Here is a 25584-nt window from a genome sequence, read left to right on the forward strand (position 1 = left end):
TACCATATTATACCGTTATCCGTATACCGATTGAAAGAATCTCATTGAGTTAACATTTTATAAGCCAAAAAAAGCCCGCTCCCCAACTATGTGGGGAACGGGGTTTATCAAATGTCTCACTGGAGCCATCAATGGATGGATACAATTTTAAATTCAATCGTACCGGAAGGGGCGGGAACCTTAATCATTTCTCCTTCCCGCTTGCCGATCAATTCCGCTCCGATGGGGGATTCATTGGAGATCTTTCCGGACACCGGATCTGATTCCGCACTTCCGACAATCGTGTAAGTCTCCTGCTCACCGTCGGGAACTTCCTGGATCGTCACTTTAGCCCCGACGCTGACAAAGTTTTTATTTTGGGCATCTTGATTAATGATTTTGGCATTGCGAATCATATTGGCCAATGTGACAATCCGCGATTCTATAAACGCCTGCTCTTCCTTCGCTGCATCGTATTCGGCGTTCTCACTCAGATCTCCCTGAGCAATGGCTTCTTTTAGCCGTTGTGCCACTTCTTGCCGTTTTTTCGTACGAAACAGTTCCAGCTCCTCTTTAACCTTAGCCAAACCCTCTTCTGTCAATAGAACTTCTTTATTTTGTTGCGACATACCGATTCCTCCTTCGCAAGAACCAATAAGCGTGCTGCTTTCCATCATTGTTGATAAACCCCATCACAGATGGTCGGGATGGTAGAGCATCTTCGATCTCTTGCAAGCAAAGGATCTGATTCGCTCCACCACCCTCCCTGTTTAGCCGTTATAGGGTATGAACAATCTTGCTCCACTCAATGGAGTGTATGCCATCTCCCATCCCTGCATCCCACTCTTGTTTCTGCCGGGATGGGGAAGGGAAGAAAAAAGGAAGTGCCCATCCTCTGAAACCGAATTTGACTTCATCTTGGTTTCAGAGTGATATCTTATCACAAAAACTTCCACCGGAAAAGAGAGACGGCAAACCACTTTTGTATACTCCCGGAATCCGTCCAAAAACAGGATACCCCTAAAGGAGGCATTCTCATGAGCGGAATTTTTTCCTGATACGAAGCATTCGCCGGAAAGTCCCGTCTCTCCTCCTCCCACCCCCCTCCCTCAATAATATTCGGAATATTAGGCATCAAAAAGCCGGGAGGAGTCGCCTTTCATGGCTGCTCCAATAAGGGAACTTGCCGGATGGTTAACCAGGAAAACAACTGCACAAATGCGACCGGTATGAGTAACCATTTGATCTGTATCAGGTCCGGTTCGGTACTGGCCCACCATAAAAATACAGCCACACTGAGAATACGGCCTACATTTAAAGCTAACTCCCGCGCCACCACATACTCCACCCGTCGCTTGGCGGTGTTATTGTTCTCACCGATCACATCAAACACCGCAGATGTAAGCGGGACCATATAGATGGGGAAAAAGAGGGAGGCCCCCACCCCCAGCAAATACAGGGTAAAGGCATTCACTTCCCAAAGGAGAGGAAGAGCCATGATTCCCATCATCGCTGTTCCCAACAACATTCCCTCATCGCGCCATCGGCGTCGTAAGTACCTTCCCACCAAAAAATAAGAGAGCAATGACACTGCCGATGTGGTTGTTAGATACCACCCCAAGGCCATCTCATTTTTGGTAGCGACAAAAATCAAAAGGCTGAGCAAAAAAGAGAATAATCCTTCACGCACCCCTTGGGCCACCATCGCCAAGTTAACCCAAAACCAGTGACGGCCTCTTTGTAACGACTCTTCCAAGGTCTCCTTTAGCCGAAACACACCGTGGGCACTGCGCCGCTTCAGCAAAAAGCTGATGATCACCGCCACGACAAAGATGGCTAAGGACAATGAAAAAATAATGCGATAACCGGTAAATTGATCGATACGGGTGATAATAAAGCCAGAAATCAACGGGGCCATAATACCCGCCGCCGAGGTGAGCAACCCGTTAACACCGTTAAAGATATCACGATTGTGCCGCTCGGTGATTTCAAAGTACAACACATTAAACGATAACCAAAAAAAGCCCAATCCCAAACCCAAAAACAAACCGAGCCAATCGACATACTGAACCGTATTTTTGCCTAACGCCAATACAGCCAAATAAAAAATTGCCTGCAATGCTACTCCGATGCGGATGGCGATTACCCGATCCACCTGTTTAGCCAGACGTCCGGCAAAAATAAAAGTGACGGCCATTGCGAGATAGCTCGCTAAGTTGTATCGGCCGATCATCATGTAGTCTTCTTTTATTTTCCACAGATAAACATTGACAAATGTATTGGACAAAGCCGTTGATATGGCAAAGAGCCCGCTAATTATGAGCAATAACCATGCCGAACGGTCCAATTGATCCGTTTTTCCTAATAAACTCATCGCCCTCACCACGCCTATCTTGCCCATTGGCGCGAGAAACATGAGGAAAAATCAATCAGCGTTGTTTCATCCTCAACAATGGACCCGCCAGCATCATACCGGCGAATAAGCCGCCCAGATGGGCTACCAAGTTAATATTGGGCACAATCAGACTAAATAAGATATTGATCCCCACCAAAGCCAACAATCCTTTGCCTGTGTCGGGATCCATCGATCCGCGGCGAAACAGAAAAAGATACAGATAGACACCGAATAAGCCGTAAATCGACCCAGAAGCCCCAGCACTGATGTAAGAATCGCCCACATAAACTGTGGCCAAATTCCCCATGATTCCCGTTAACAGATACAGTGCCATAAAATAAAGGCGGCCAAACAACCATTCCAGCTGTGGGCCCAACAAATACAGGGCAAAGCTGTTAAACAAAAAATGCATCAACCCGATATGCAAAAAAATTGGGGTGATCAAGCGCCACCATTCACCCTGTGTTAACAACGTCTCCTCCAATGCTCCAAACCGAAGCAGAACGGCGGTATTGGTAGACCCACCGCTAAGCGTCATCAATAAAAACAACAAGGTTTGTAAGAACAAAATACCCGTCACAACCGGAAAATAAGAGCGAAACCGGCGAAAGGGCAATTGTGTATGGTTAAACAATCGACTCACCCCTTAAACTTGGGATACCTGTAACCGTCCTATCCGCTGTCCCATCAAAACGTTACTGCCCGGCTTTATTTCATCCAGCCATTCCACTCGCTGAGCCGGAAATAACAGGATCACAGTCGAGCCAAATTCAAAGCGGCCGATCTCTTCTCCTTTTTCCTTTGGCGGCACTTTGTATTCCCGTCGGAGCATTCTTTTTTGTCCCGATCGGTTGGTACCGATCTCGGCATCATACGTAACGCGAATACTGCCGACATTGGTGGCCCCCACCTTGATTAGTGCCATCCTTCCCGCCGTGGTTTCCATATACGTAATTAAACGCTCGTTTTTGGTAAACAACCCAGGAATCCGTTTTACCCCAAGCTGATTGACGGGAAAAAGGGTTCCAGGAATCCAGGTCAAATGGGTGACACGACCCGCCACTGGCGTATGAATGCGGTGATAATCCCGCGGACTGAGATAAAGCGTCAGAAACGTACCGCCCCGGAAAGCATTGACATCGTTTTTGTCGCCACCCAGTAACGCTTCCAGCGAATAATCAACCCCTTTGGCTTGTATCAGGTTATCCCCTTGTATCGTACCCACCTGGGATACCGTTCCATCCACTGGACATACTACGGAAACGGGATCACGATCAACCGGGCGTGAGCCTTCCTTTAATCCTCGAACAAAAAAATCCATTAACGTTTCATATTGTGTAACCGGTTTTTCCACTTGGGCTAAATCCACATCAAAACGGCGAATAAAATACGGGATGACACGTCGGCTAAAAGGAGTTCGTGCAAATCGTCCCACCCAGCGGGAGAGCAGACGTGTTGGTAATAAATAAAGACCTGACAGTAACAATTTCTCTTTCATAGGTGCCTCCTCAGGCAATAAATAGTTCTAAATCCAACGAGTGAAAGATCCATATCCGGACACAATACTTCATAACGGAGGTGATACAAAAATGGCATTCCAACCTAAAGGGGCGAAAACCAACGCCCAACAAGTCCGTCAACAGAATCAGCAAGCTGCTGGAAAGCAACAACAAGGTGCTCAGTACCAAGCTGAATTTGCTACTGAGACGAATGCACAACAAATTCGTCAGCAAAACCAACAGTCTGCAAAAGGTGCTCAGCAACAATACCAGCAGGGAGCTCAGCAACAGTACCAAAGCGAGTTTGCTGCCGAGACGAACGCGCAACAGATTCGTCAAAAAAACCAACAATCTCAAGCTAAGAAAGGCCAAAACCAACAGTAATCTCCATTATAATCGATCCCATCCTGCTATGCAGGATGGGATCTTTTCTCGGGTGATCTTACTCTTGCATATACCGTTCATAGTATGTGGTAATCATTTTTTCAGCGATAGGGCCGGCTGCAATTCCACCATATCCACCTTCCGGTACGACCACAGCGACTGCGATCTCCGGGTCGTCGGCGGGTGCATAGGCGATAAAGACGGAATTTTGCACTCGTCCGCGCTTTGGTATATCCTGTTCCGAAGTCCCTGTTTTGGCGGCTACGGAGAAGGGGAGATCCTGAAAAAGATGGGATGCGGTTCCTCCGGGTTGTGTCACGGCCGTCATACCTTCTTTTACCGTTTGAAAATGCTTTGGATCAATATCCGTCTCATTTAAAGCTTCTGGTTGGATCGTTTTTATCAATTTACCATCGGGAGCGGTGATTTTTTCTACCAATTGTGGGCGCATCCGTTTTCCGTCGTTGGCCAATGTCGCGGTAAATTGCGCCAACTGCATGGTGGAATAACGTTGTGCCTGACCAAAGGAAGCCAACACCATCGCTCCCAAGCCGGAGTTGCGCTCAGCGATGACCAGATAATCCTCGGTGCCCGTCTGTTCTCCTTTTAGCGGAATACCGGTTGGAACACCTAAGCCGAATTGATGAGTATATTCATTGAACCGATCAATGCTCTCTTTTCCTTCACTGCGGTACCAACGGCTAAACATCCAAGCATAATACGTATTGGCCGATTTGGCAAGGGCTTTTTTGGCATTTAACACACCGTAGTTATTGCCGCCGGAATTGCCCACAGGCGGCGTGGCCGGTGCATAGTAAAAAGTGCCGGGATCGCGGAAGGTGGTATAGGGACTGATCAGACCTTCATTTAAACCGACCAGGGTAGTCAAAGGTTTAAAAGTGGACCCCGGAGGTAGGATCGACATTGGATGCCGTTGATATTCCTGCTCCGGATCGTCTGCATCTCTGGCATCATAGGGAGCTTCTATAATCGTGCCGTTTCTTAGGGTATAGGTGAGATCTTGATAATCCTCAGCGGTGACAGGACCGTTCCAAATATTCGGGTCGTAATCGGGAAGGCTTACCATTGTTCGTACTTTTCCCGTTTTTACTTCCATCGCGACCGCATAAACATTTTTGGCGTCTGGTGCACGATTGCGTCCGGGAGCCTCTGTCTGTAACCACTTCAGTTGTTTTTCGGCAAAGGCTTCCGTCTCCAATTGCATCGTTTCGTCCAGTGTGAGGGTAAGATCGTTCCCCGGCTCCGGTTTTACTTCTTTGATCACATCCTCGACTCTTCCACTGGAATTGACCCGCACCAGCCGATAGCCGTGTTTTCCTCTCAGTTCATCTTGGTAGCTGTATTCCACACCATCCATGCCCACCTGTTCCCAATCAAGATAACCGCCTTCGTTATCCTCTTCCGCCGCTTGTATGTATTTTTGCATGGAAGATTTGGCACCGGCAAAAGGACGGACGTAACCCAGGGTCTGAACAGCAAAAGTATCGTCCCGATATTGGCGTAACGGTTCCAGGAATACATTAACCCCCTGATAGTCGGAGGGGTGTTCCGACAGTTGCACCACCTCTGCTTCCGTCAGACGATCTTTGATTTTTTTAGGATAGTACGGAGGCTGTTTACGCGGAACCGTATTGCCCTCTTGATCCAAACCAACATCCATGCTTTTTAAAACATCGGCAACGGAAAGATCCAACGCTTTAGCCACATTTCGGGCCGTTTCCAACTTTTCCTCTTTTGATTGATCCGTTTCCAAATACATCGCTGCAAATAGGGATTCGTTATCCACGACCAACTCCCCACCGGCATCAAAGATTTTGCCACGAGGGGCTACAACAGGAATCTGCTTAAAATTATTTTCAGCAGCCAACTGTTGATACTTTTCTCCTCCACCCAGTTGCACCCAGCTCAAACGCAGAATTAAGGCGACAAACAATAAAAAGACGATCAGCCACAACAAATGAAATCGATGGAAGATCATCTCGTCTGATGTTGCTGGAGATGGTTTTTTTGATTTAAACATGCCGAATGTTTCAACCTCTCTCCTCAAGTACCGTTCTATCATCTACAGTGTACCACAGTTCTCTTTATAAAAAATGCCCGATCGCTATCATCATAGGTTAGTGACGTGACCGCAACCGCTCTCCTGTCATATTCATAGATTACCAGAAACCACAAGATTCATTGATAGGAGAGAAAATGATGTTTCAAGCGAATTATCAATGGATTCGTAACCACGGTCAACGGATGGACTCCGATTTGCGCAAGGTGTTGATTAAACGGCTTCACTTGCTCCGTTGGATTCCATGTTTTTTACATCGATTCGTTTTATTTTTTTTACAGCGCTTCACCCGTGTTCCCGTATTGATCCAGTTGGAGCCTGAACTTGTTTTTAGCAGCCAAGCGATGCAAGGCATTGTGAGCAAGAGTAAAAAGAGAATGGATTATTATCCCACCATCCACACCTGCCATACCAAACTATCCCTCCATGAGCTGCGCTCCATCATGGAACGCGCAGAAGTGAAACGCGTCATCCTGGATCGGCAGGTTACGACTTGTCTGGATATCGCCACAGCAGTCACCCGTGCTCCCCTCGCCTGGGAAGCAAATAATCGCGGGGAAAAAGCCACCATCGCTGTACTTGACACTGGTATTCATCCCCATGCCGATCTGACAAAACCGGAAAACCGCATTATCGCCTTTAAGGATTTTGTCAAAGGAAAAACAAACCCATACGACGATAACGGCCACGGCACACACTGTGCCGGAGATGCCGCCGGCAACGGGTTTGCGTCGGAAGGAACCTATGTCGGACCGGCACCGGCAGCCCCTTTGATTGGAGTAAAAGTGCTGGACAAATGGGGCTCCGGTAAACTGTCCAATGTGATTGCGGGAATCGAATGGTGCATCGCCAATCGAGAAAAATACAACATTCGTGTATTGTCCCTCTCCCTGGGAAGCCGTAGTACCTCTCCCCATCAAAATGACCCTGTCGCCCAAGCAGCCGCACAAGCGTGGAAAAAGGGACTTGTGGTCGTCGCGGCGGCGGGCAACGACGGGCCAGAATCCGGCACGATTTCCTCACCCGGTATTCATCCCAGCATCATTACAGTGGGAGCAACCGATGACATGGGTACCCTGGATCGTTCAGACGATGAAATCGCCTCCTTTTCCAGCCGTGGACCTACTGCCAGCCACGTGACCAAGCCCGACCTCGTTGCACCGGGAACAGGAATCACTTCACTACGAGTGAAACGCTCCTATATTGATAAATTATCTCCTGACACCCGTGTCAGCCAAGACTACAGCACCCTATCCGGCACCTCCATGGCTACTCCGATTGTAGCCGGAATCGCCGCTGTGTTATTGACAGAGCAACCCGACTGGACACCCGACCAGGTAAAAGAAACGCTCGTCCAATCCGCTGAAAGCCTGAACTCGCCGCCAAACGATCAGGGGGCAGGCCAAGTTCAGGTCTTACAGAAATGGTTCAAGGAATAAAGCGTCCCATATAACGGGCCAACATCTGAACCGATCGATAAGAGTTTAGACGGCGGTACTGATCATTACCGTTGACCGTCATCCCGCTTTGAACCAGCAATTGCCTTATTTGATCGGGTGAGAGATCCTGTCGCAGATAAAAAAGAAGTGCAGCCGTACCCGTCACATGAGGAACTGCCATTGAAGTACCGCTCATCTCCCGTGTCGCTCCATTGAGCCAAGCCGATTTAATTTTATCCCCCGGTGCCGCCAAATCGACCCCTTGACCAGTATTGCTAAAACTGGCTAACTTACCGTCCTTCCCTGTAGCCGTCACTCCGATCGTTTCATTGAAACGGGCAGGAAAATCGACGCTCCCATTGGACCCTTGATTGCCGGACGCCGCCACCATCACAATCTTCCTGCGATGAGCGGTCTGAATGGCCTGTTGCAGGGAATCGCTCACTTTCACCATGCCAAAGCTCATATTGATCATATCCATGCGGTTTTCAATACACCAGTTGATGGCGCTTAATAGATCGGATAAACTTGCACTCCCTCGTCGATTAAAAGCCTTCACCGCATATAGATGCACCCGCGGTGCAACACCGATAATACCCAGTTCCTGGCTCCGTCCGGCAATGATCCCGGCGACATGGGTACCGTGTCCATTATAGTCATAGGGAGTAAACATCGGGGAGATGATGTTGACTCCCCCTTTGTAGTTACGCTGAACAGCCGCATGGTCATTGGCAATCCCCGTATCGATGACCGCCACTTTTACCCCACGTCCTTTTGTATATCGCCATGCCTTAGGAGCCTCCACCGTTTGGATCCCCCAAGGAATCGAAGCGTTCGATTGAGAGATCTCACCGACATACGGGTATGAAAGTGTTACTTGAATATCTGGCTCCCAATGGGCTATATCGGGATGGCCATCCAAACTGTAGGAATTTCCCGACTGCATAAACTCCCCGATCACCACCCCCAGGTGAGGGAGTATGCGTAACGGCCGTCCCCCCCACCGACTGATCTGCTGGATGCAATCTTGAGGATTTCTTTTTTGGCGAAGGTGGATAATCTTACGCACCTTGGGACGGCGATTGTACATGGGAGGCACAGGAAACCAGTCCGGTAGCATCGCTTTCAACTCCTTGTTCTCACTGTTCACCCGTGACTGAATAGATTGGAAAGGAATTTAAAACAGTAAAAGGAGGATTTATCTTGAAGAAACCCAAACTCTACACATCACGTCCCCCCACCGTAAAATCGTCCCCTCCATCAAGACAGTCACGCCCTTCCCCACCGCCTTCTGACCAGAAATCGTTATCCTCCCATCCCTGGCTAACAAATGAAAGCGCCCAGTTCAGCCGCATGGATCAAGTCCAGAATCTGTCCCAACAACTCACAAAAGTGACTTCTCAGATGGAGAAATGGTTAAACTCTTTCGCCCATCTCTCCCACGCCACCCAAGACCGAAAAGCGTTAAATGACTTGATCGCTGCCCTCTCCCAAAAGAAAAACAATTCATCTTCCCGTTCAACGGGAGGAAGCAGCGGGAAATCCATTTCCGACTCGCCTGGCTCCACGGTCTTTGTAAACAATGACAACAACGATGACAAAGGATCATCCGCATTTCCCAAACCGCATTCCAACGACGGCGATAGCCTCTACGATTTGATCAACGCTCCAGGAATGAATAAAATCGTGGATCATGTGATGAAAAATCGTCAAAGCAGACGGGGAAAGAAAAAATAATCTGCAAAATGGGCTACTCAGTAGCCCATTTTCGTTGAGCCCATTCTTCAACCGCCTTTTTTCCTTTTCGTCGGTGTTTCCAGATGGCGTTTCAATTGGCGCGCTTTTCCCTCTGAAAGCCAATTCTGCCCACCGAGACGATCCAAAGCATCACCAGGTGATGATGAACCCAGGATTGTATCCATCATTGCTTTCATCTCTTTGTTGTCGATAGGGGCTTGTGTCATTTGTCGCACCATCTCAAAAATGCCATTCATCCCCTGTTGCTGATAATTTTTGCGGGCATTTTGCAATAAGCGATCCATCACTTGCTCATTCATCACATTGCGCCCCAGCACTTGGTTGATTAAATCAGCAAAATCCTTTTTAGATGGCCCCGATTGGGACATGATGTCTCCCCCTTGTTAAAAAACTCTCGTCCCTCACACCAACACTGTATGAGAGCCTTGGGGGAATGCACATGTCACCCACCCAGAGCCCGAAAAAAAGGCCAATACCCACTTGAAAAAGGGCAAAAAAATACCCGTCTAGTAGACAGGTCAGATTGATGACAAAGCAGGTCCGGGTCCCGATTTTCGTTATCAAGGTTTGTCGCAGCCTCCCCGTCTATTCAGACGGGTATTTCTCGCTTTTAATAGGATAAGCCTGAAAATAGCAAAACGCGGGCGGGAGCAGCCTCGGTCTCACGCAGTTTGATTGGAGCCGCCACCATAAAGTATGACCCTTGCTCCACTTCCCGCAGGCGTAACCCTTCCATAATGATTACCCCAGCACGGAACAAGGTTTTATGCGTAGGGTGACCCGGCTGGCTTCGTTCCACTCCCAGACCGTCGATACCCACTCCTTGAACACCGATTGAGGCTAAGTATGAAGCCCCGTCTTCCGCCAGAAATACAAATTCAAAGTCAAAATCCTCACGGAAGGAGTTACGTGTTTTTAACAGGAGAAACTCCCCAGCACCAATATCAAAGCGTTCCAGATCGGAGCGACTGATTCCACCTTCTACTGTGGTAAGATCCAACACACGACAAGGGCCGACCAATTTCTCCACCGAAATCGTCTCCATCGTTCCCCCGTCCGGCAACATATGTAAGGGGGAATCGACATGAGTGCCGGTATGAACATCCATATCGACACGGGATTCACGCGTCGGACTGGTATCAAAATCCTGCACCACCCGAATCTGCGGTTTTTTCTCCTCTTTATTTTTATAGACAGCCATGTTTCCCTCGATCGTCATCGATACATCATAAACCTGATACATGAAAACCCTCTCCCTTGTCACGGTTTTGAATTGATCTCACTACCTTGTACAACCGAATGACTACGCAAACGCTGGGGGGTATTCCAGCTGAATCCATCTTTGAAAAGAAGGTCATCCGCTTCCTGTGGACCGGATTTACCCGCCTCATAAAAGCAAAGGCTATCATCGTTTTGATCCCAGATATTGCGGATGGGATCGATAAACTGCCAGGCGAGGGAGACTTCATCCCAATGGGTAAAAAAGGTGCGATCTCCCTCCAACGCATCATGGAGCAAGCTTTCATACGCTTCCGGTGATCCTTCTTCATAGTTATTGCAAAACTCCATCGCAATCGGAACCACTTCCATCTCGCCTCCGGGCTTTTTTGCGTTCATCTGGAAGGAGAGCCCTTCATCGGGATTAATTTTGATCACTAATAAATTGGGAGCAAGATCATTGTTTTTATTGAAGTAGAGATTTTGGGGAACGCCTCGGAATTGGATTACCACTTCGGTCGCTTTCTGGCCCAACCGCTTACCGGTGCGGAAATAAAAGGGAACACCGGACCAGCGAAAATTATCGATATACCATTTCCCCGCGACAAAGGTCTCATTGGCGGAGTTTGGCGGAACATCTTCTTCTTCTCGATACGCAGGAACCGTACTCCCATTTAACAGCCCTGCCGTATATTGTCCCCGCACCATCCGCTTCGCCACATCCGCTTCGGTCCATCCTCGCAGCGAACGTAACACTTTCACCTTTTCGTCATGGATGGCTTCCGGCTTTAGTCGGCTTGGCGGCTCCATCGCCACCATTGTTACTATTTGCAGGATATGATTTTGCACCATATCGCGCAGAGCCCCGGCCTGATCGTAGTAGGCGGCGCGCTCCCCCACCCCGACCGTTTCACTGGCCGTAATTTGCACATTGCTGATATAGCGATTGTTCCACATGGCTTCAAATAGATTGTTGGCAAAGCGGATCACTTCGATGTTCTGAACCATCTCTTTCCCCAAGTAGTGATCGATCCGATAGATCTCTTCCTCCAAAAACGACTGCGAAATTTGGTCGTTTAAAGCTTTAGCCGAGGGGTAATCATGACCGAAAGGTTTTTCGATCACCAATCTTCTCCAACCGTTGGTCTCCGTCAGTTTCACTTTTTTTAGTCGAGAAACCACATCGCCGAACAGACGAGGAGAAATCGCCAAATAAAATAAGCGGTTTTGCGGAATTTCCCACTCTTGCTCCAACCGTTCGACTTCCTGCTTCAATTGTTGGTATCCCGTTTCTTCTGTCACATCGAGGGAAACATAGTGAAACCGGTTTAAAAAAGCAGCCCAATCCTGTTCCGTATCCGTATCCAGACGTGAATACTTTTGCACCGATTCCCGCACAATGCTTTGATACTCCTGCCGCTCGCGGGCAGAGCGGCCTAAACCGACGACGGCAAACCGCGGATGAATCCATCCATTTCGATGCAAGCTGTAGAGTGCGGGAAACAACTTGCGCCGGGCTAAATCTCCCGCCCCTCCAAATAAGACCATAACAAAAGGATTTTGTCGATCGATTTGTGGCTGTGACAACATATTCACTCCTATTCCGTCCGTTTTCTTTCCCCTGGAGGGAAACCCGGCCCGACCCCTTCCATCTATGGATTCATAGCGGATGGTTCGTTGCTGTTAACGTTTCCCGCTTTCCTACAGAAAAAAACTGCTGACGACATTCGTCAACAGCGCCCAGAAGCTCCTTCATCTCTTTATCGATTTGCCAAAAGAGGGAGGAATCCCGCAACCGCTTGTGGAAAAATCAGCATCCCGTCCCGCTTCTCCTCCTTGGCGCCAAAATTCAACCACACAATCCAAGGGTTGTGCAATCGTCTCACTGTTAGCGAAAAACCAAGTTTTTTCGGTGGAAGTAGCAGCGGAATCACCGGTAAATGTTAGATAATACACCGTATAACGAAGGGTTTTCCCTTCTGATTCTTCAATATCAAAATGCATTTCATGGCTGATGGAGAGGTCACTAAATACCGTTTCAATCGAATGCCTCGTTCCATCGTCCGTCTGAGTCGTCAATATTACCTGGTCCGATTGTTCGTCCAGTTGAATCGCGATCGCTTGACCATATACCACTAACTCCGATTGTTCCAAATTAAGACAACCGGTTATCATCGATCCTTGTTCCATTGCTCGCTTGATTAGGGTTTCCAATTCTGGAGCCGTCATCTCTCGGACCGATGATTGAAAGTTGACGACATTGCCATGGGGAAAAATACGCATAAGGTTGTCCGATCCTTTCTAGCGGATTCTCCCAGATTATACCCTAGTCCCTTTACCGGATTCAAGGCGATTGACGTTTTCGTTCTTTTTCCAGACGGCGTAGTTCCACCCGCCGAATTTTTCCACTCGTCGTCTTTGGCAGTTCTGCTGTAAATTCCAATTCACGGGGATACTTATAGGGAGCGGTCAGGTTTTTTACATGTTCCTGCAACTCTCGTCGCAAAGCCGAAGTCGTATCATATCCCCGTTTCACCACCACATACGCCTTGACGATAGAACCTCTGACGGGATCGGGACTAGCGACAACCGCACATTCCCGTACCGCTGGATGTTTGACCAACGCATCCTCCACTTCAAATGGGCCAATCGTATAACCGGAGCTGATGATAATATCATCGGATCGACCCTCAAACCAAAAATAACCGTCCTCATCTCGCCACGCTCGGTCACCGGTTAGATACCAGTCTCCACGAAACGCTCGACGAGTTCGTTCCTCATCGCGGTAATACTCGGAAAAAAGTGCCGGTGCATCCTTATAAACAGCGATATCGCCCACTTTTCCTACAGGAAGCGGCTTACCTGTTTCATCGATGATCTTCACATAATTGCCTGGTGTTGGTTTTCCCATTGAACCCGGTTTGCTGGTCATACCCTTCAATGTTGCTATCAACAGTGTATTTTCCGTCTGACCGTATCCATCCCGCACTTCTACCTGAAAATACCGGCGGAAGGTATCAATCACCTCGCGATTGAGGGGTTCACCGGCACTGACGGCACTATGTAGACGGGAGAGATCAAACCGCTCCAGTTCATCCACCTTTGCCATCATTCGGTATTCAGTGGGTGTGCAGCATAACACTTGTACCCCATTTTCCGCAATTAACGCCAATGTTTTTTCTGGATCAAATCGACCATGATATACCAACGCCGTGGCACCACTAGCCAATGTGGAAAGAAAAGGGCTCCATACCCATTTTGCCCATCCCGGTCCTGCGGTCGCCCAAACCAGATCGTTTTCATGGATATTTAACCATTCCATCGCGGCCACGCGATGATGGGCCAAGGCCCAACGATGGCGATGGATCACTCCTTTCGGACCGCCGGTGGTTCCCGATGTATAAGAGAGAAAAGCGATATCGTCAAAAGAAGTCTGCGGAAGAACAACATCGTTTTCGCATTCCTGTAAGCGTGAAAAATCTTCCCAGCGATCATGGCTGTCAGCTCCATCAACCACCCATCCTCGGCGAAGAAAAGAAAAACCTTCCACCGCTTGATCCACCTTATCAACTAAGACCCGATTCATAATAACAGCGGCCACTTCCGCATGCTGCATCCGATAAGCGATATCAGCGGGCTGCAACATTTCCGATCCAGGCAAGACGATTAAGCCTGCCTTCAATGCTCCTAAATACGCAATATATGCCTCAGGCAGTCGAGGCAACAAAATCAAAATACGATCACCTTTACTTAAACCTGCAGATACCAACCCTGCGGCCACTTGATCAGAATGCGTTTTCAATTCTCCATACGACACTTCCCTTTGTTCACCGCTTTCGCTCAACCATCGAATCGCGGTTCGATCAGAAGCGGATTCAGCAAAGCAATCAATCATTTGCGCCAAATTAAATGCTTCGGGAATAGTCCGATCCACGACAATCCCTCCATTCACCTTGTTCCTCATTCATTTCGACAGAAAGTGCTTTTTTCCTGGAATATGAAACGAAGGCAGCGGTTTACCCACTGCCTTCCACACCAAATTATAAACTTATTCACTGAAACGGACTGCCTTAGCGAGCAGCGCCACCGCTCAGTTGTTGCTCAGCCAAAGAGACCAAGCGTTTCGTGATTTCCCCACCTACAGAACCGTTGGCACGAGAAGTGGTGTCAGGGCCCAGTTGAACGCCAAATTCAGAAGCGATTTCGTACTTCAATTGATCCAGAGCTTGAGCAGCACCAGGAACCAACAGTTGGTTGGTGTGGCGCTCGCGTTGTTGTTGTTGCATTTTCGATTCACCTCCTTGTAGATGGTACTCTTATGATGCTTTGTCGGTAGCCGCCCCATTCAAGTGAAATTCTGGAATGTATTTCATGGTCACTTTGTTCTGTGTAGATGACTATATTGAGAAGCAGCTAACGGGAAAAGGAAGTGAACCCATGGATAAGTTTCATTCCCTCGATCTGTTGATGTTGGAACTTAATTTGGATCTTGCCAATCAAGCTTATGCTCCCTGGTCAATCACAAAATTGAATGAGATTAACCGTCATCGCCGCGCGATAAAGGAACAGTTCGGCACGTTGCCAACGTTGAAGCCGCGCATTTAAAAATAAAAAGCCCAATGTGCATGCGCACGCGATGACATTGGGCTTTTTGATTATGAAATTCGCTTTAACTCCAGCCATTTGCTACGCAATTGTTCGATCTCTTGACGGATCTCCAATTGTTCCAAAAATTCATGTCGTTCGATCGCCTGGCGGTACTCCTCTTTCTTCATGAGGTACTTTTGTTTCAGCTCATGTAGTTGATCCATCGATTGCCACCTCATTCCACAAGTATCAGAGTGAGTGAAGCTGTTTCATTCATTCCCTCGCCAGTAATGCGTCAAACATTTTATGAACCAAACAAAATCGGAAAAAACTGCCTCCTCATCAGTCAGCAGTTTTTTGGTCGTTGTCCGGAGACTGTTTTCGATATAAAACCGAGCGCCGAAAAAGCGGATACATCCTGGAAGCATCCACTGCTGTCCACAGCCTGGTTCCTGCCACTACAGTATCGTTTAAACGACGACGGATGTAATCATATTTTTCCAAACGGTGAACGATCGTCTCCCATTGATCAGTAGACCCCAGATGTTCGTTAAACAGGCGATAAACTTCACTTAACTGCACTGACGGATCCGGTTCACGCCAATCTGGGTCCAATCGAGGATAGACGAGCAATCCCCATAAGATGACTAACGACGCTCGTGATTGGTCATCCCAGTTTTGATGGGGACGATTAACTTGTTCGTTTTGATTTTGACTTTTGACGCGACCACCGAATCGGGACGTTAACCACGAACTGATCTCCTGAACCGACAGATGTGCCATGTGTTTCGCCCCTTTCCCTTCTTCAAACCCAATAATAAAAACCTTGTGACATTGAGAAACGATATTATCTTTATCGCCCATTTGACGTATATATATACTAAAAAAAGGGGAATAAACTGGGATTTATATCGATTTTTTTCTTATATATAAGTAAACATGGATGATACAATGAAATAATAGCGACCAATTTCAAGCGAAATCGCTCCATTACCACTTATAAAGTATTTTTAGGGTAGTTTTTCTAAGTTTTTGGTGGAAAACATCATTATACTTTTGTTATATTTATAGATAATAAATTAATATGAGGTGAGGGATGGCATGTTTGACACAAAAAAAGGGAAATATTCTTTTGCAGAAAATGAACGAATTATTGAAAAAATGAACGAAGGCTTTCAACAGGGGATGCGGGATCGGGACATTTTAAAAGAGCTTTCTACGGAATTAAACCGTGGATTTGCCGGTATCATGTCCCATGTGCGTAAATTGCGAAATGAACATCCGGAACGTTTTTTATCGAACACGAATTCTGACAGTGAACACGAAAAACGGCTTAACAGTTGGACCGAAGAAGAGGAAAACCAAGTGATCGAGTGTGTCAACAACTATTTGGAACAGGGGAAATCTCTTGCTTCAGCCATCGCTTACTTAGAAAAAAAGCTAAATCGAACGCAAGGGGCCATCTACCAACGTATTTACACCCTGCGTCGCAAATTTCCAGAACGATTTACCCGCATGCCGGAATCGAGACCGCGCAGAAAACGTCAATTGGAAGAATGGCAATTTCAGCGCCCTGTTATTCGCGACCTGAACGGACAGTCTCTATCCGAATCGCAATCGGCATACTACCCTCAGCAAGAAGCAGCAGCATCGATGGAATCCATCCATATGACATCGATTCATCAACAGGATAACTTGTCGGAAGAAGAAATGGTGATAAAAGCATTTGAAAATCGGTATGGAAAAGCAAATCTTTCCACCCGAAAACAATTGTTGCGACTGATGGAGCAATATGGACATACCCGTGTCTCCATCGCCTTGTTCACCTTGCAAGATAATAAGGAGTTCCCCGCTATGATCGTTCGTTTTCTGGATAATCATCTTTATCATAATCATCCCACCAATTGAAAAAGAGAGCGTGGACCCTTATTAAAGATCCGCGCTCTCTTCGTTATCAGTGTTAACACGAAGCCGAACTGGAATGCTGGCATTGAGGATCGTGGTGTTATCCCTCGGCCTGGATTGTGGCCGAATCTCCACTTGACCCACCACATCGTATCCAAATTCGTCACATAGATCAATCAGTCTCGCTTGAAATTGCTTCAGTTTCCGTTCATCGATATCGGATCGTTGGTAACTTAATACTAAGGATAAGCGATCATCCGCCGTGGCCGCCGTCGGGCGCTCTTTTTCCTTGCCGAACATATTTAAAAAAGACACAGATTTCACCTCACTTCATTAGGCAATATGAAAAATACGTTTAATGCGATTGATGAGACTCGACTCCTCCAAATCCAGATAGGGAACATTTTCTCCGTTAATACGGCGGGCGATATTGTTAAAAGCGCGACCAGCCAGCGATTTTCCATCCAATACCACAGGTTCACCCGTATTGGAAGAACGGATGATACGTCGATCTTCCGGTACGATGCCCAACAAATTGATGGCCAAATGGTTTTGCACCCGTTCTACACTGAGCATATCCCCGTCTTTCACCATTCCCGGCTGAACCCGGTTGACGATGAGGTCAATCTGAGCCAAGTCGGCGGATTCCAATAATCCGATGACCCGGTCTGAATCCCGTACCGATGGAATTTCGGGGTTGACGACAAGAATCGCCCGATCCGCCGGTGCGATTGCATTGCGAAAGCCACCTTCAATACCGGCGGGGGAGTCGATAAAAATAAACTCAAACTCGTTGCGCAGATCATCCACCAGCTGTTTAACCTGAGCGGGAGTTACTTCCTCTTTATACCGGGTCTGAGCGGCGGGAAGCAGTGCCAGGTTGGGATATTCCTTGTGCCGTACCAACGATTGGCGCAGTTTGCTCGTTCCTTCAACTACATCCACCAAGTCGTATACGATCCGGTTTTCCAACCCTAACATTAAATCCAGCTTCCGCAAACCGATATCGGTATCCATTACACATACTTGACGCCCTAATTGCGCTAAGGCGAGTCCGACCGAAGCCACTGTCGTCGATTTTCCGACACCGCCTTTCCCACTTGTCACCGTAATCGCTACGGATTTTTGCTCCATTGCTCGATTACCCCTTTCCTGCCCGTTCTATCTATTGTGATCGACCCACCGCTTCCCACCACAAAAGAAGAAAGAATCCCGCTTATGGCGGCAAGCCCCAATATTACCCTATTGGCTTTCCAACCGAAAAATGAGGATTCTTCTTCGCTCCATGTAAAATTTCAATCATTTTAATGATTTGACACACTGCAACAAGATTCCCTATTATTGTATCAAATTTCTCAATACAAAAAAAGATATTTGTGGAAATTGATCATGTTTACTCCCTACTCCTCAGACGAAAAGTGTTCCAACTCCTTTGAGAGGGCACGCCAAACGAAAGCGGCCAGAGTCAAATCATCCAAATACCCCATGACAACCAGATAATCCGGAATAATATCCATCGGCATAATAAAATACAACAACGCAGCCACGGCCAACGCTTTTTTTACCCAGCTGGTTTTTGGATCACGAAAATAGCGGTACAATGCCTTCCATTTTTTCGCCACTTGCGCAATACCGCCTACCCGTTTCGCTTTTCGATCCAATCCGGTCAACATTTTCCTGATTACCGAGGATTTTGCCACAGGATTCAGCCTTTCTATATTTGATCAGTCGTAATACATATTTTTGCGGCAGTGTGAACAGATTACCGCATCTTCTTTTACTTGCCCACCACAGTGAGGGCAAATAAATAACGCTTGACCTTCCAGCTGTGCCCACAAATCGGGATCGGATGTTTTCGGTTGTGGTGTCTGTTCATGGGAGGGGGGAAGTTTCGGTTCCGGCTGTGACTCAGGTTTTGAGCTAAGCTGTGCTTCCGGCTTTGATTCAGGTTTAGGTGGAGGTGGTAGCTGTTGGGCTTGTGGCGTCGGTTGTGATGGTTCCGCAACCGCATGCTGCTCTCCTGCTTGTTTGATTTGCTCTTTTCCCTGTTCCTCCTGTAGCCGTTCCTTTTCTTCTTGTTTTTTTAACTCCTCTACTTCACGTTCCCATTGTTTGATCGTCTCGCGAATCGATTGGATTTGTTGCAGCGTGGCGCGAATGGAATCCGTGACTTCCCATTTCTCCTTTTGTTCCCACAGATGATACGCCTCCTTCCCCAACTGCCGATACAGGCGTACCTCCTCTTCGCGCTTTCCCTTGATCGCCATATTTAAACGGCTAATATCCATCAGTTTTTTAGAACGCTGACTGGTGGATTCGATCCCCTTTTTCAAGTTTTGCTTTAAATCCGTAAGCAAGCCCACTCGCATTCGCCCCTTTTTGCGCTTGCTCCCGCTGAGGAGTCTTTTTCCCTATTGTACGACGAAAACGGACCAACTTCCAGGAAACAACCTGAAAAAAGAAGGGAGAACACCGATTCACCCGTGCTCTCCCTTCTTTTCCTACCCCGTTGATTGATAAAACAAAAATCCCATCTAAACCGAAACTTTTTGTGAGACCGAGGAGGACTCTGACTCCGCATCCGAAACTTTAGACTGGCTCACCCGCAACCACCAGGCACCGATGATCAGCAGTGCTGCCGTCAACACAAACAACCCCCGTATCGTGATAAAGCCGGAGAGAAAACCACCCGTAATCGGCCCCAGCATATTGCCGAGAAAAACGGCGCTGGTGCTGTATCCGTAAGCGGTACTCTCTTTGCCCACAGGGGCGTTTTGACGAATGAGCGAGTTGAGCGCCGGGAGCAATCCGCCCATACACAGCCCCAGTAAAAAGCGTAGGATCAACAGCTGCCAAACCGATTGCACAAAGGCATGAGGAATAAAAAAGAGTGCCGCTCCCAACATCGCGTAAAACAAGACTCGCTCTGAGCCGAAGCGGTCGCCCAATTTACCCAATTGGGGAGAGGCTAACATATTGGCCATACCGGTAACTGCAGTTACCAAACCGGCGAAAAAGGCAACATACCCACCGGGAGCACCCAGTTCAGAGACAAACAAGGGCATCTGCGGCATCGGAGCCAACATGGCAAACTGCAACAGAAAGCCCACAGAAAAGAGAAAGAGTAGCGGCTTTTGATGCAGAATAAAGGAACCTTCGGCGAAAAAACCTTTTCGCTCTTGCGTGGGGTCTGGTTTCTGCTCTTCTTTTACCGCCATCAATACAACCAGTGTAGCAAGGCCGATGATGGTGCCGGTCAGGAAAAAGATCATACGAAATCCAAACATTTCAGCCATGGCCCCACCGATAAAGGGCCCCAATATGCTCCCGGCCACTGCACCGGATTGTAGCATTCCCAAAGCGTATCCAGCCTTCTCCTTCGGGGTGTTTGTCGCTGTCAGCGAGATGGAAGCCGGAATGAAACCGGCAACCACCCCATTCAGCAAACGTAAAAACAAAAGTTGCAGCGGACTGGTCGCCAATCCCGTCAACAGGATCACAATCGTCATCCCGAACCCGGAGCGCAGCACCATGATCTTCCGCCCCACTTTATCGGCCATACTTCCCCAGATCGGGGCCATCACAAATGCCGATAAGAAATTCGCTCCAAAAATGATCCCGGCCCACAGTTGCGTTTTGGCTGGATCGGTTATCCCCATCTCCTTCAGATACAAGGGCAAAAAGGGGATAATCATCGTCATGGCACTCATCACCAAAAACTGTGATACCATCAAAATGTACAAATTACGTCTCCAAGTTTCCATCGCGCTCTTTCTCCAATCCCTTCATTTTCTATGATCTATTATTTAGTTTCACGAAATATAAGGTTAAAAAAAGCTGCCTTGTAATCACTAGGCAGCAACATCCCACTTGACAACATTCTTATGGAGAAGACCGATTAAACTCCGTCGTCCATTCTCGACGTAAGGATCGATCTACATGCGAGACATAATGAAGGCGTTCGATCCGTTGAATCATCTGATCCGCCTTATGTCCGTCGATATACATAAAAACATATTTTAGTCGTTTGGACATGTAATGGATGTTACCCATGCGTCCCAATGAACGCGCCGCCTTGAGATCCTTCACCCAAACAGCCAACCCGAGCCGTTCCGCGATCTCGCTAGACATGTGTCGTGTCTCCTTTATCACATAGTTCCGCCAGGGGTATGCCGATGGATCCGTCTCTCTTCCTATATATTAGGATAACAAAGTCTTATTTATAAATCAAACCGCTTACATCAATCAAAAAAACCGCCCTATTTCTAGGCGGTCGGATAGCCACAAACAATCAACCACAACCCCTGCGCTGTTTTCGGTTGGCCTGACGCAATTCTCGCGGGTCGTTGATCGGCACTTTAATGGAGTCGGAAACCGCTCCAGCCAGGGTACGGCTCACTTCGGACAGCAAATGATCCACCTGTTCCTCCGCTTCCAGGTATTGTCCGATCAAGGGATGTTTACGGATCTGTTTCAGAAACGCATTCGCTTCTTTTTTGGCAGCGTAATAATCCGGATGGAAATGGCCAAATCGCTGCGCCTCTTCAAACAGCTCTTTTTTTCGTTGAAACTGTGCGATCAGGGATTGCGCCTCATCGCTCTCCTGTACTTTTTGCTTCAGATGAAGGTACCGTTTCACTTCTTCTGACTCATTTATCTGATCGGCTAGTTGGTAAGCCTCTAACAACAACTCCGACATATCCAACGTACTCATGGATATCCCTCCCGCTTCTATCATAACACAATCTCTGGAAAACCCGCTTGTTGAACACCTTCTCATTCTTTCCAGGGAGGGAAAATCCCCACTTGGCTCACTTCAGACAGACTGAAAGAGAGTTCGTTCCCATTTTCTCCTCTCCCCTGCACAATCCACTCCCGCCCCTCGGCAGTGACGAAAAGCGGTGTGATCTGCTGAAGGCAGCCCTTGGAATCAGTCCAGGTTACATCCAACTCCAACCGCGCCGCCTGCCGGAACACCTCCCGCAGCGTCGATTCATGGTACGGGCGCAGGGAGCGTGTCCACATGTGTGGCAGGGAAGACCATCCCGGAATCGCCGCCTCGGGACGTAATTCAGGCGGTTCCACCCGCCACGCGCCCAAGGGATCCTCAGATTGGCTTTGATATTCTTTTTGCTCTTCTTCCAGCCGCCACCACCATGCCTTTTTTCCCGTCTTCCCCTGTGCCAGCGGAACGGCCCGTTCCTTCAGCCAGCGCTGAAAAGCCTCCGCCCCTCCTTCAGTGAGAGCAAAGGAGCGCTCACCCACCCTGCGTCCCCAATCCGGCCATTCGTGCAAGCATTGTCCCCATTCCTGCGCTAAATCATCCTCATCGAACTGTGCCAACCAAACCGATTCCAGCCGGGCCCCTCGCGGTTGCGCCCACTCTTGCAGCGAATGGGTTACGGTGGTAGGCAGGGGGCGACCCGTCAACTCCTGCAATACCCGTTCCATCTCATTCACTGTCATGCCCGACTGTGCACCTCGCTTAACAGCATCCGGCGACAACAAATAATGGGTAAGCTGCTCTCCCCCCATATAATCGGCAAACTGAGCCAGGCGCCAACGTTCGGCCAAAGGGGTCCCCGGCGGTAGCAGCACTTCCCCGTCTGGCTGTACTCTACCCTTCCAGCCGTTATCCCCCCGCTTTAACATCGACACCCAGGGCGACCAACGCCAGAGCGGATTCTCTTTTTCTTCAATTCGCTCTATCCACCCCATCCATGTCAATAAGCTCATCCACTGGTGGAGTATATCCGCCACTTCGCTTTGGGTAATCACACGACCCTTGGTCGATCGATCTCGCCAAGCGGCGGAAACTGTCTCTTCCCAAGGTTGCCAATCGGAGCGGTTTTGCTGTTTTAGCCACCACCACAAGGGATGGTGTTGAGGATGGGAAGCCAGCAGGGACTCTTCCACCACCGCGAATAACTGCTCCAAACGCTCCGACCATGACAACAGCAACCACTGGGCCACCGCCGGCGGATTAAGTTTAGCCGACCGTCCTTCCATCTGAATCAAACCGAGACGGCGTCCCAACTCCAACAGTAAGGCAAAGGCTGCGTCTCCCGTTTCATCCTCCCAAACGGTTCCCCGCAAGCCATCGCTGTCCAACTCAAGCTCTGCCGACCATTTTCGTCTGAGTGGCTGTGGGATTCGTTGTTCCTTCGTCAGCGGCAACCCTTCCCGCTCCATCAAGACCAAAAAATAGAAGAGCGTATCCCACACCCCTACCAGCCGATTTTCCCCTGCAGCATCCGTTCCAGGAAGCGGACAGGGGCGAATACTGCCATCCAGATACGCTTCCCGTACTTCCCGCGGACACCAGTATACCCGCTCTCCACCGGGAAGTCGCAACCGGAAAACCAGTCCTCTTCCCGCCAACAACGATAAGCCTATCCGCAGGCGAGCAGGTGACAGTTGCACATGGGTAGCTGTACGTCCCAGATCTGTATCCGACAACGGTTGCTCTCCCACCTGCCAAGTAAGCAACTCCATCGCTTGCTGCTCCCAGCGACTCCAATCGGACTCTCTTTCCCGTAGACGTTGTTTCCATCTCGCGATAAAAGGTTCGAGTCCCTCTGTTTTCTCCAATCCCAGCCGCCGGCACATCTGTGCGATTACATCGACGGACAGCGCCTCTAAGCAGTCTTTCCACTGTGGACGATGCGTGATTAGTTCCATTGTTCCGCATCCATCCAACGATAGCGATAACCTTGTTCCACTAAAAACCGCCTCCGGTTCCATGCATATTCCTGATCGACGCTGTCCCGGGTGACCACGTTGTAAAAAAACGCCCGGTTTTCTCCTTTTTTGGGACGCAGAATACGCCCCAATCGCTGCGCTTCTTCCTGCCGTGAGCCAAAGGTGCCCGATACCTGTATCGCAGCTTCTGTATCCGGCAAATCAACGGCGAAATTGGCCACTTTTGACACTACCAAGACACTAATTTTCCCTTCTCGGAATGCCCGATATAAGGACTCCCGCTCTCCTTGCGGGGTGTTGCCCGTAATCAGGGGAGCTTGCAACCGTTCGGCGATTGCCCGCAATTGTGAGAGATATTGACCGATCACCAACACCTGTTTTTCCTGGTGATGTGAAACAAGATGTGCCACCGCATCCATCTTGCTCGGATTTTCAGCTGCGATCCGATATCGTTGCTGCTGCTTTGCCTGCCGATATTTGCGAAGACGATCCGCAGCCATCGAGACGCGTACCTCCACACACTCCGCCTCTGCAATCCATCCTTGTTGCTCCATCCATTTCCACGGCATTTCAAACCGCTTCGGTCCGATGAGAGAAAAAACATCCTCCTCGTTCCCATCCTCACGCACCAGTGTCGCCGTTAATCCTAACCGACGACGTGCCTGAAGTTCAGCAGTGGCACGAAAAACCGGCGCCGGTAACAAGTGGACCTCATCATAGATGATCAAGCCCCAGTCTCTTTGCTCAAACAGGCCCAGATGCGTAAACTCTCCATCACTGTCGTCACGATGGGTCAGGATTTGGTAGGTAGCTACCGTTACGGGGCGCACTTCTTTGCACCTGCCGCTGTACTCGCCGACTGCATCCGCAGGCAAATCGGTCTTCTCTCGAATTTCCCGAATCCATTGTTGTACCGATGTCGCATTGGGTGTCAAAATCAAAGTGGCACGCCCCACCCGCGTCATCGCCGCCAACCCGATCACCGTTTTGCCGGCTCCACAGGGAAGTACCAGTACCCCTGATTCATGCTGGTTAAAAATCTCTACCGCCTGCTCTTGATACCCTCGCAAGCAAAAGGGTTGACCACCCTCCAACCGTTCCCGCAACTGTACCGCCAATGCTTCCCCTTCTACATACCCGGCACCGTCCTCTACCGGATATCCCTGGCGCATCATCTCCTCTTTGATCCAACCGCGATCCACCGGATCTACCCGTAAGCGTTGATCATCCACCCACACCAACCGCGAACCCACAATCGGATGATCCCGGGCCCATCGAATCCGCTCTGGATCTTCACAAACCAACAAAATGGAGCCAGATGGATGGGACTCCAATCGAAACAGGCCGTACCGCGCCATCGTCTCCCGAAGTTCCTCATCCAGTGAGCGGGCCAAGCCCCATTGACTATTCTCCCGCAAAAAGGAGACAACACGATCAGCGGACCAACCAGATGCGGCCGCATTCCACAGGGACAACGGCGTCAATTGAAAAGTGTGCATCCCTTCCGGTGTTTTCACCTGATGGGCAAAGGCGGTCAATCCTGCCCGGATCTCCTCGATCCGAGGATGGTCTTCCTCCAACAAAATACGTCCCATACTTTCTACAATTAAGGGAGCATCCGCTTGAAACTGCATACCT

28 protein-coding genes are annotated in these 25584 nt (G+C 48.8%); 5 read left to right on the forward strand and 23 right to left on the reverse strand.

What is annotated here, in order from left to right:
* Positions 1–128: 128 nt before the first annotated feature.
* From greA to asd, 4 genes are all read right to left on the reverse strand, one after another.
* Positions 129–608: a transcription elongation factor GreA gene (greA, locus tag C8J48_RS11360; RefSeq protein WP_107726875.1), complete on the reverse strand. Its 480-nt coding sequence runs from the start codon at positions 606–608 to the stop codon at positions 129–131.
* Positions 609–1138: 530 nt separating this feature from the next.
* Entirely contained in the window at positions 1139–2353 is a 1215-nt protein-coding gene (locus C8J48_RS11365; protein ID WP_170105396.1) for an MFS transporter, read from the reverse strand.
* A gap of 55 nt (positions 2354–2408) precedes the next feature.
* The gene (locus C8J48_RS11370) at positions 2409–3008 is read right to left on the reverse strand and encodes a rhomboid family intramembrane serine protease (protein WP_107726879.1); all 600 of its coding nucleotides are present in this window, start codon (positions 3006–3008) and stop codon (positions 2409–2411) included.
* A 12-nt stretch (positions 3009–3020) separates the two neighbouring features.
* On the reverse strand, positions 3021–3872 hold the full coding sequence (gene asd, locus C8J48_RS11375; RefSeq protein WP_107726881.1) for an archaetidylserine decarboxylase: 852 nt from the start codon (positions 3870–3872) through the stop codon (positions 3021–3023).
* A 91-nt stretch (positions 3873–3963) separates the two neighbouring features.
* On the opposite strand from asd, the gene C8J48_RS11380 reads away from it, so the two are divergent.
* Positions 3964–4257, forward strand: coding sequence for a gamma-type small acid-soluble spore protein (locus C8J48_RS11380; RefSeq protein ID WP_107726883.1), 294 nt, complete (start codon positions 3964–3966; stop codon positions 4255–4257).
* Between the two features lie 58 nt (positions 4258–4315).
* Here C8J48_RS11380 and C8J48_RS11385 read toward each other — a convergent pair whose 3' ends face one another.
* Positions 4316–6298 (reverse strand): peptidoglycan D,D-transpeptidase FtsI family protein, encoded by a 1983-nt coding sequence (locus C8J48_RS11385; RefSeq protein ID WP_170105397.1) that lies wholly within the window; start codon positions 6296–6298, stop codon positions 4316–4318.
* A gap of 179 nt (positions 6299–6477) precedes the next feature.
* Between C8J48_RS11385 and C8J48_RS11390 the strand changes: the two genes are divergently transcribed.
* A complete protein-coding gene (locus C8J48_RS11390; RefSeq protein WP_107726887.1) occupies positions 6478–7776 on the forward strand; it encodes a S8 family peptidase in 1299 nt (432 codons plus the stop codon).
* Here the strand turns inward: C8J48_RS11390 and C8J48_RS11395 are convergent.
* On the reverse strand, positions 7766–8896 hold the full coding sequence (locus tag C8J48_RS11395) for a S8 family peptidase (RefSeq protein ID WP_107726889.1): 1131 nt from the start codon (positions 8894–8896) through the stop codon (positions 7766–7768). The genes C8J48_RS11390 and C8J48_RS11395 overlap by 11 nt on opposite strands.
* Positions 8897–9180: 284 nt before the next feature.
* Here C8J48_RS11395 and C8J48_RS18755 point away from each other — a divergent pair, with 284 nt between their 5' ends.
* Positions 9181–9513, forward strand: coding sequence for a hypothetical protein (locus C8J48_RS18755; protein WP_170105399.1), 333 nt, complete (start codon positions 9181–9183; stop codon positions 9511–9513).
* A gap of 47 nt (positions 9514–9560) precedes the next feature.
* Here the strand turns inward: C8J48_RS18755 and C8J48_RS11405 are convergent, their stop codons facing one another.
* From C8J48_RS11405 to C8J48_RS11430, 6 genes are all read right to left on the reverse strand, one after another.
* Complete coding sequence (locus C8J48_RS11405) at positions 9561–9902, reverse strand: hypothetical protein (protein WP_107726892.1); 342 nt, start codon at positions 9900–9902, stop codon at positions 9561–9563.
* Between the two features lie 242 nt (positions 9903–10144).
* Complete coding sequence (locus C8J48_RS11410) at positions 10145–10777, reverse strand: cyclase family protein (protein ID WP_107726894.1); 633 nt, start codon at positions 10775–10777, stop codon at positions 10145–10147.
* A gap of 17 nt (positions 10778–10794) precedes the next feature.
* On the reverse strand, positions 10795–12339 hold the full coding sequence (gene zwf / locus C8J48_RS11415) for a glucose-6-phosphate dehydrogenase (RefSeq protein WP_342748246.1): 1545 nt from the start codon (positions 12337–12339) through the stop codon (positions 10795–10797).
* A 165-nt stretch (positions 12340–12504) separates the two neighbouring features.
* The gene (locus C8J48_RS11420; protein WP_107726898.1) at positions 12505–13035 is read right to left on the reverse strand and encodes a hypothetical protein; all 531 of its coding nucleotides are present in this window, start codon (positions 13033–13035) and stop codon (positions 12505–12507) included.
* Positions 13036–13096: 61 nt separating this feature from the next.
* Positions 13097–14647, reverse strand: a complete 1551-nt coding sequence (locus C8J48_RS11425) for an acetate--CoA ligase (RefSeq protein WP_425430480.1) — start codon at positions 14645–14647, stop codon at positions 13097–13099.
* 175 nt (positions 14648–14822) lie between these two features.
* Positions 14823–15038 (reverse strand): alpha/beta-type small acid-soluble spore protein, encoded by a 216-nt coding sequence (locus C8J48_RS11430; RefSeq protein ID WP_107726902.1) that lies wholly within the window; start codon positions 15036–15038, stop codon positions 14823–14825.
* A gap of 151 nt (positions 15039–15189) precedes the next feature.
* Between C8J48_RS11430 and C8J48_RS18760 the strand changes: the two genes are divergently transcribed.
* Positions 15190–15357, forward strand: a complete 168-nt coding sequence (locus C8J48_RS18760) for a hypothetical protein (RefSeq protein ID WP_170105401.1) — start codon at positions 15190–15192, stop codon at positions 15355–15357.
* Positions 15358–15407: 50 nt separating this feature from the next.
* Here C8J48_RS18760 and C8J48_RS18765 read toward each other — a convergent pair whose 3' ends face one another.
* Together C8J48_RS18765 and C8J48_RS11440 are read right to left on the reverse strand one after the other, a co-directional pair.
* A complete protein-coding gene (locus C8J48_RS18765; RefSeq protein ID WP_170105403.1) occupies positions 15408–15563 on the reverse strand; it encodes a hypothetical protein in 156 nt (51 codons plus the stop codon).
* 118 nt (positions 15564–15681) lie between these two features.
* Positions 15682–16122 (reverse strand): hypothetical protein, encoded by a 441-nt coding sequence (locus C8J48_RS11440; protein ID WP_107726906.1) that lies wholly within the window; start codon positions 16120–16122, stop codon positions 15682–15684.
* 318 nt (positions 16123–16440) lie between these two features.
* Here C8J48_RS11440 and C8J48_RS11445 point away from each other — a divergent pair, with 318 nt between their 5' ends.
* Positions 16441–17247, forward strand: a complete 807-nt coding sequence (locus C8J48_RS11445; protein WP_107726908.1) for a hypothetical protein — start codon at positions 16441–16443, stop codon at positions 17245–17247.
* A gap of 21 nt (positions 17248–17268) precedes the next feature.
* On the opposite strand, the gene C8J48_RS11450 is transcribed toward C8J48_RS11445, so the two are convergent.
* From C8J48_RS11450 to C8J48_RS11490, 9 genes are all read right to left on the reverse strand, one after another.
* Positions 17269–17559 carry a cell division topological specificity factor MinE gene (locus tag C8J48_RS11450; protein ID WP_107726910.1) on the reverse strand — a complete coding sequence of 97 codons (291 nt, stop codon included), beginning with the start codon at positions 17557–17559 and terminating at the stop codon, positions 17269–17271.
* Positions 17560–17577: 18 nt separating this feature from the next.
* The gene (gene minD, locus C8J48_RS11455; protein WP_107726912.1) at positions 17578–18378 is read right to left on the reverse strand and encodes a septum site-determining protein MinD; all 801 of its coding nucleotides are present in this window, start codon (positions 18376–18378) and stop codon (positions 17578–17580) included.
* Positions 18379–18644: 266 nt separating this feature from the next.
* The gene (locus tag C8J48_RS11460) at positions 18645–18944 is read right to left on the reverse strand and encodes a YkvA family protein (protein ID WP_146160484.1); all 300 of its coding nucleotides are present in this window, start codon (positions 18942–18944) and stop codon (positions 18645–18647) included.
* Between the two features lie 24 nt (positions 18945–18968).
* A complete protein-coding gene (locus tag C8J48_RS11465) occupies positions 18969–19607 on the reverse strand; it encodes a hypothetical protein (protein ID WP_107726917.1) in 639 nt (212 codons plus the stop codon).
* 171 nt (positions 19608–19778) lie between these two features.
* Positions 19779–21008, reverse strand: a complete 1230-nt coding sequence (locus C8J48_RS11470) for an MFS transporter (protein WP_107726919.1) — start codon at positions 21006–21008, stop codon at positions 19779–19781.
* 118 nt (positions 21009–21126) lie between these two features.
* A complete protein-coding gene (locus C8J48_RS11475; RefSeq protein WP_107726921.1) occupies positions 21127–21375 on the reverse strand; it encodes a DUF2129 domain-containing protein in 249 nt (82 codons plus the stop codon).
* A 160-nt stretch (positions 21376–21535) separates the two neighbouring features.
* Positions 21536–21958: a YlbF/YmcA family competence regulator gene (locus C8J48_RS11480; RefSeq protein WP_107726923.1), complete on the reverse strand. Its 423-nt coding sequence runs from the start codon at positions 21956–21958 to the stop codon at positions 21536–21538.
* 62 nt (positions 21959–22020) lie between these two features.
* Complete coding sequence (locus tag C8J48_RS11485; RefSeq protein ID WP_170105405.1) at positions 22021–23925, reverse strand: helicase-associated domain-containing protein; 1905 nt, start codon at positions 23923–23925, stop codon at positions 22021–22023.
* The gene (locus C8J48_RS11490; protein WP_107726927.1) at positions 23916–25580 is read right to left on the reverse strand and encodes a DNA repair helicase XPB; all 1665 of its coding nucleotides are present in this window, start codon (positions 25578–25580) and stop codon (positions 23916–23918) included. Before C8J48_RS11490 ends, C8J48_RS11485 begins: the two co-directional genes overlap by 10 nt.
* Positions 25581–25584 lie beyond the last annotated feature (4 nt).

The sequence above is a fragment of the Desmospora activa DSM 45169 genome, from assembly GCF_003046315.1.
Lineage (GTDB): Bacteria > Bacillota > Bacilli > Thermoactinomycetales > DSM-45169 > Desmospora > Desmospora activa.

What these genes read in the sequence shown, in the direction of transcription:
- greA (WP_107726875.1), bottom strand. Translation starts at nt 608, where the DNA reads ATGTCGCAACAAAATAAAGAAGTTCTATTGACAGAAGAGGGTTTGGCT.
- C8J48_RS11365 (WP_170105396.1), bottom strand. Translation starts at nt 2,353, where the DNA reads ATGAGTTTATTAGGAAAAACGGATCAATTGGACCGTTCGGCATGGTTA.
- asd (WP_107726881.1), bottom strand. Translation starts at nt 3,872, where the DNA reads ATGAAAGAGAAATTGTTACTGTCAGGTCTTTATTTATTACCAACACGT.
- C8J48_RS11380 (WP_107726883.1), top strand. Translation starts at nt 3,964, where the DNA reads ATGGCATTCCAACCTAAAGGGGCGAAAACCAACGCCCAACAAGTCCGT.
- C8J48_RS11385 (WP_170105397.1), bottom strand. Translation starts at nt 6,298, where the DNA reads ATGTTTAAATCAAAAAAACCATCTCCAGCAACATCAGACGAGATGATC.
- C8J48_RS11390 (WP_107726887.1), top strand. Translation starts at nt 6,478, where the DNA reads ATGTTTCAAGCGAATTATCAATGGATTCGTAACCACGGTCAACGGATG.
- C8J48_RS11395 (WP_107726889.1), bottom strand. Translation starts at nt 8,896, where the DNA reads ATGCTACCGGACTGGTTTCCTGTGCCTCCCATGTACAATCGCCGTCCC.
- C8J48_RS18755 (WP_170105399.1), top strand. Translation starts at nt 9,181, where the DNA reads ATGGAGAAATGGTTAAACTCTTTCGCCCATCTCTCCCACGCCACCCAA.
- C8J48_RS11405 (WP_107726892.1), bottom strand. Translation starts at nt 9,902, where the DNA reads ATGTCCCAATCGGGGCCATCTAAAAAGGATTTTGCTGATTTAATCAAC.
- C8J48_RS11410 (WP_107726894.1), bottom strand. Translation starts at nt 10,777, where the DNA reads ATGTATCAGGTTTATGATGTATCGATGACGATCGAGGGAAACATGGCT.
- C8J48_RS11420 (WP_107726898.1), bottom strand. Translation starts at nt 13,035, where the DNA reads ATGCGTATTTTTCCCCATGGCAATGTCGTCAACTTTCAATCATCGGTC.
- C8J48_RS11425 (WP_425430480.1), bottom strand. Translation starts at nt 14,647, where the DNA reads ATGATTGATTGCTTTGCTGAATCCGCTTCTGATCGAACCGCGATTCGA.
- C8J48_RS11430 (WP_107726902.1), bottom strand. Translation starts at nt 15,038, where the DNA reads ATGCAACAACAACAACGCGAGCGCCACACCAACCAACTGTTGGTTCCT.
- C8J48_RS18760 (WP_170105401.1), top strand. Translation starts at nt 15,190, where the DNA reads ATGGATAAGTTTCATTCCCTCGATCTGTTGATGTTGGAACTTAATTTG.
- C8J48_RS18765 (WP_170105403.1), bottom strand. Translation starts at nt 15,563, where the DNA reads ATGGATCAACTACATGAGCTGAAACAAAAGTACCTCATGAAGAAAGAG.
- C8J48_RS11440 (WP_107726906.1), bottom strand. Translation starts at nt 16,122, where the DNA reads ATGGCACATCTGTCGGTTCAGGAGATCAGTTCGTGGTTAACGTCCCGA.
- C8J48_RS11445 (WP_107726908.1), top strand. Translation starts at nt 16,441, where the DNA reads ATGTTTGACACAAAAAAAGGGAAATATTCTTTTGCAGAAAATGAACGA.
- minD (WP_107726912.1), bottom strand. Translation starts at nt 18,378, where the DNA reads ATGGAGCAAAAATCCGTAGCGATTACGGTGACAAGTGGGAAAGGCGGT.
- C8J48_RS11470 (WP_107726919.1), bottom strand. Translation starts at nt 21,008, where the DNA reads ATGGAAACTTGGAGACGTAATTTGTACATTTTGATGGTATCACAGTTT.
- C8J48_RS11475 (WP_107726921.1), bottom strand. Translation starts at nt 21,375, where the DNA reads ATGTCTAGCGAGATCGCGGAACGGCTCGGGTTGGCTGTTTGGGTGAAG.
- C8J48_RS11480 (WP_107726923.1), bottom strand. Translation starts at nt 21,958, where the DNA reads ATGAGTACGTTGGATATGTCGGAGTTGTTGTTAGAGGCTTACCAACTA.
- C8J48_RS11485 (WP_170105405.1), bottom strand. Translation starts at nt 23,925, where the DNA reads ATGGAACTAATCACGCATCGTCCACAGTGGAAAGACTGCTTAGAGGCG.
- C8J48_RS11490 (WP_107726927.1), bottom strand. Translation starts at nt 25,580, where the DNA reads ATGCAGTTTCAAGCGGATGCTCCCTTAATTGTAGAAAGTATGGGACGT.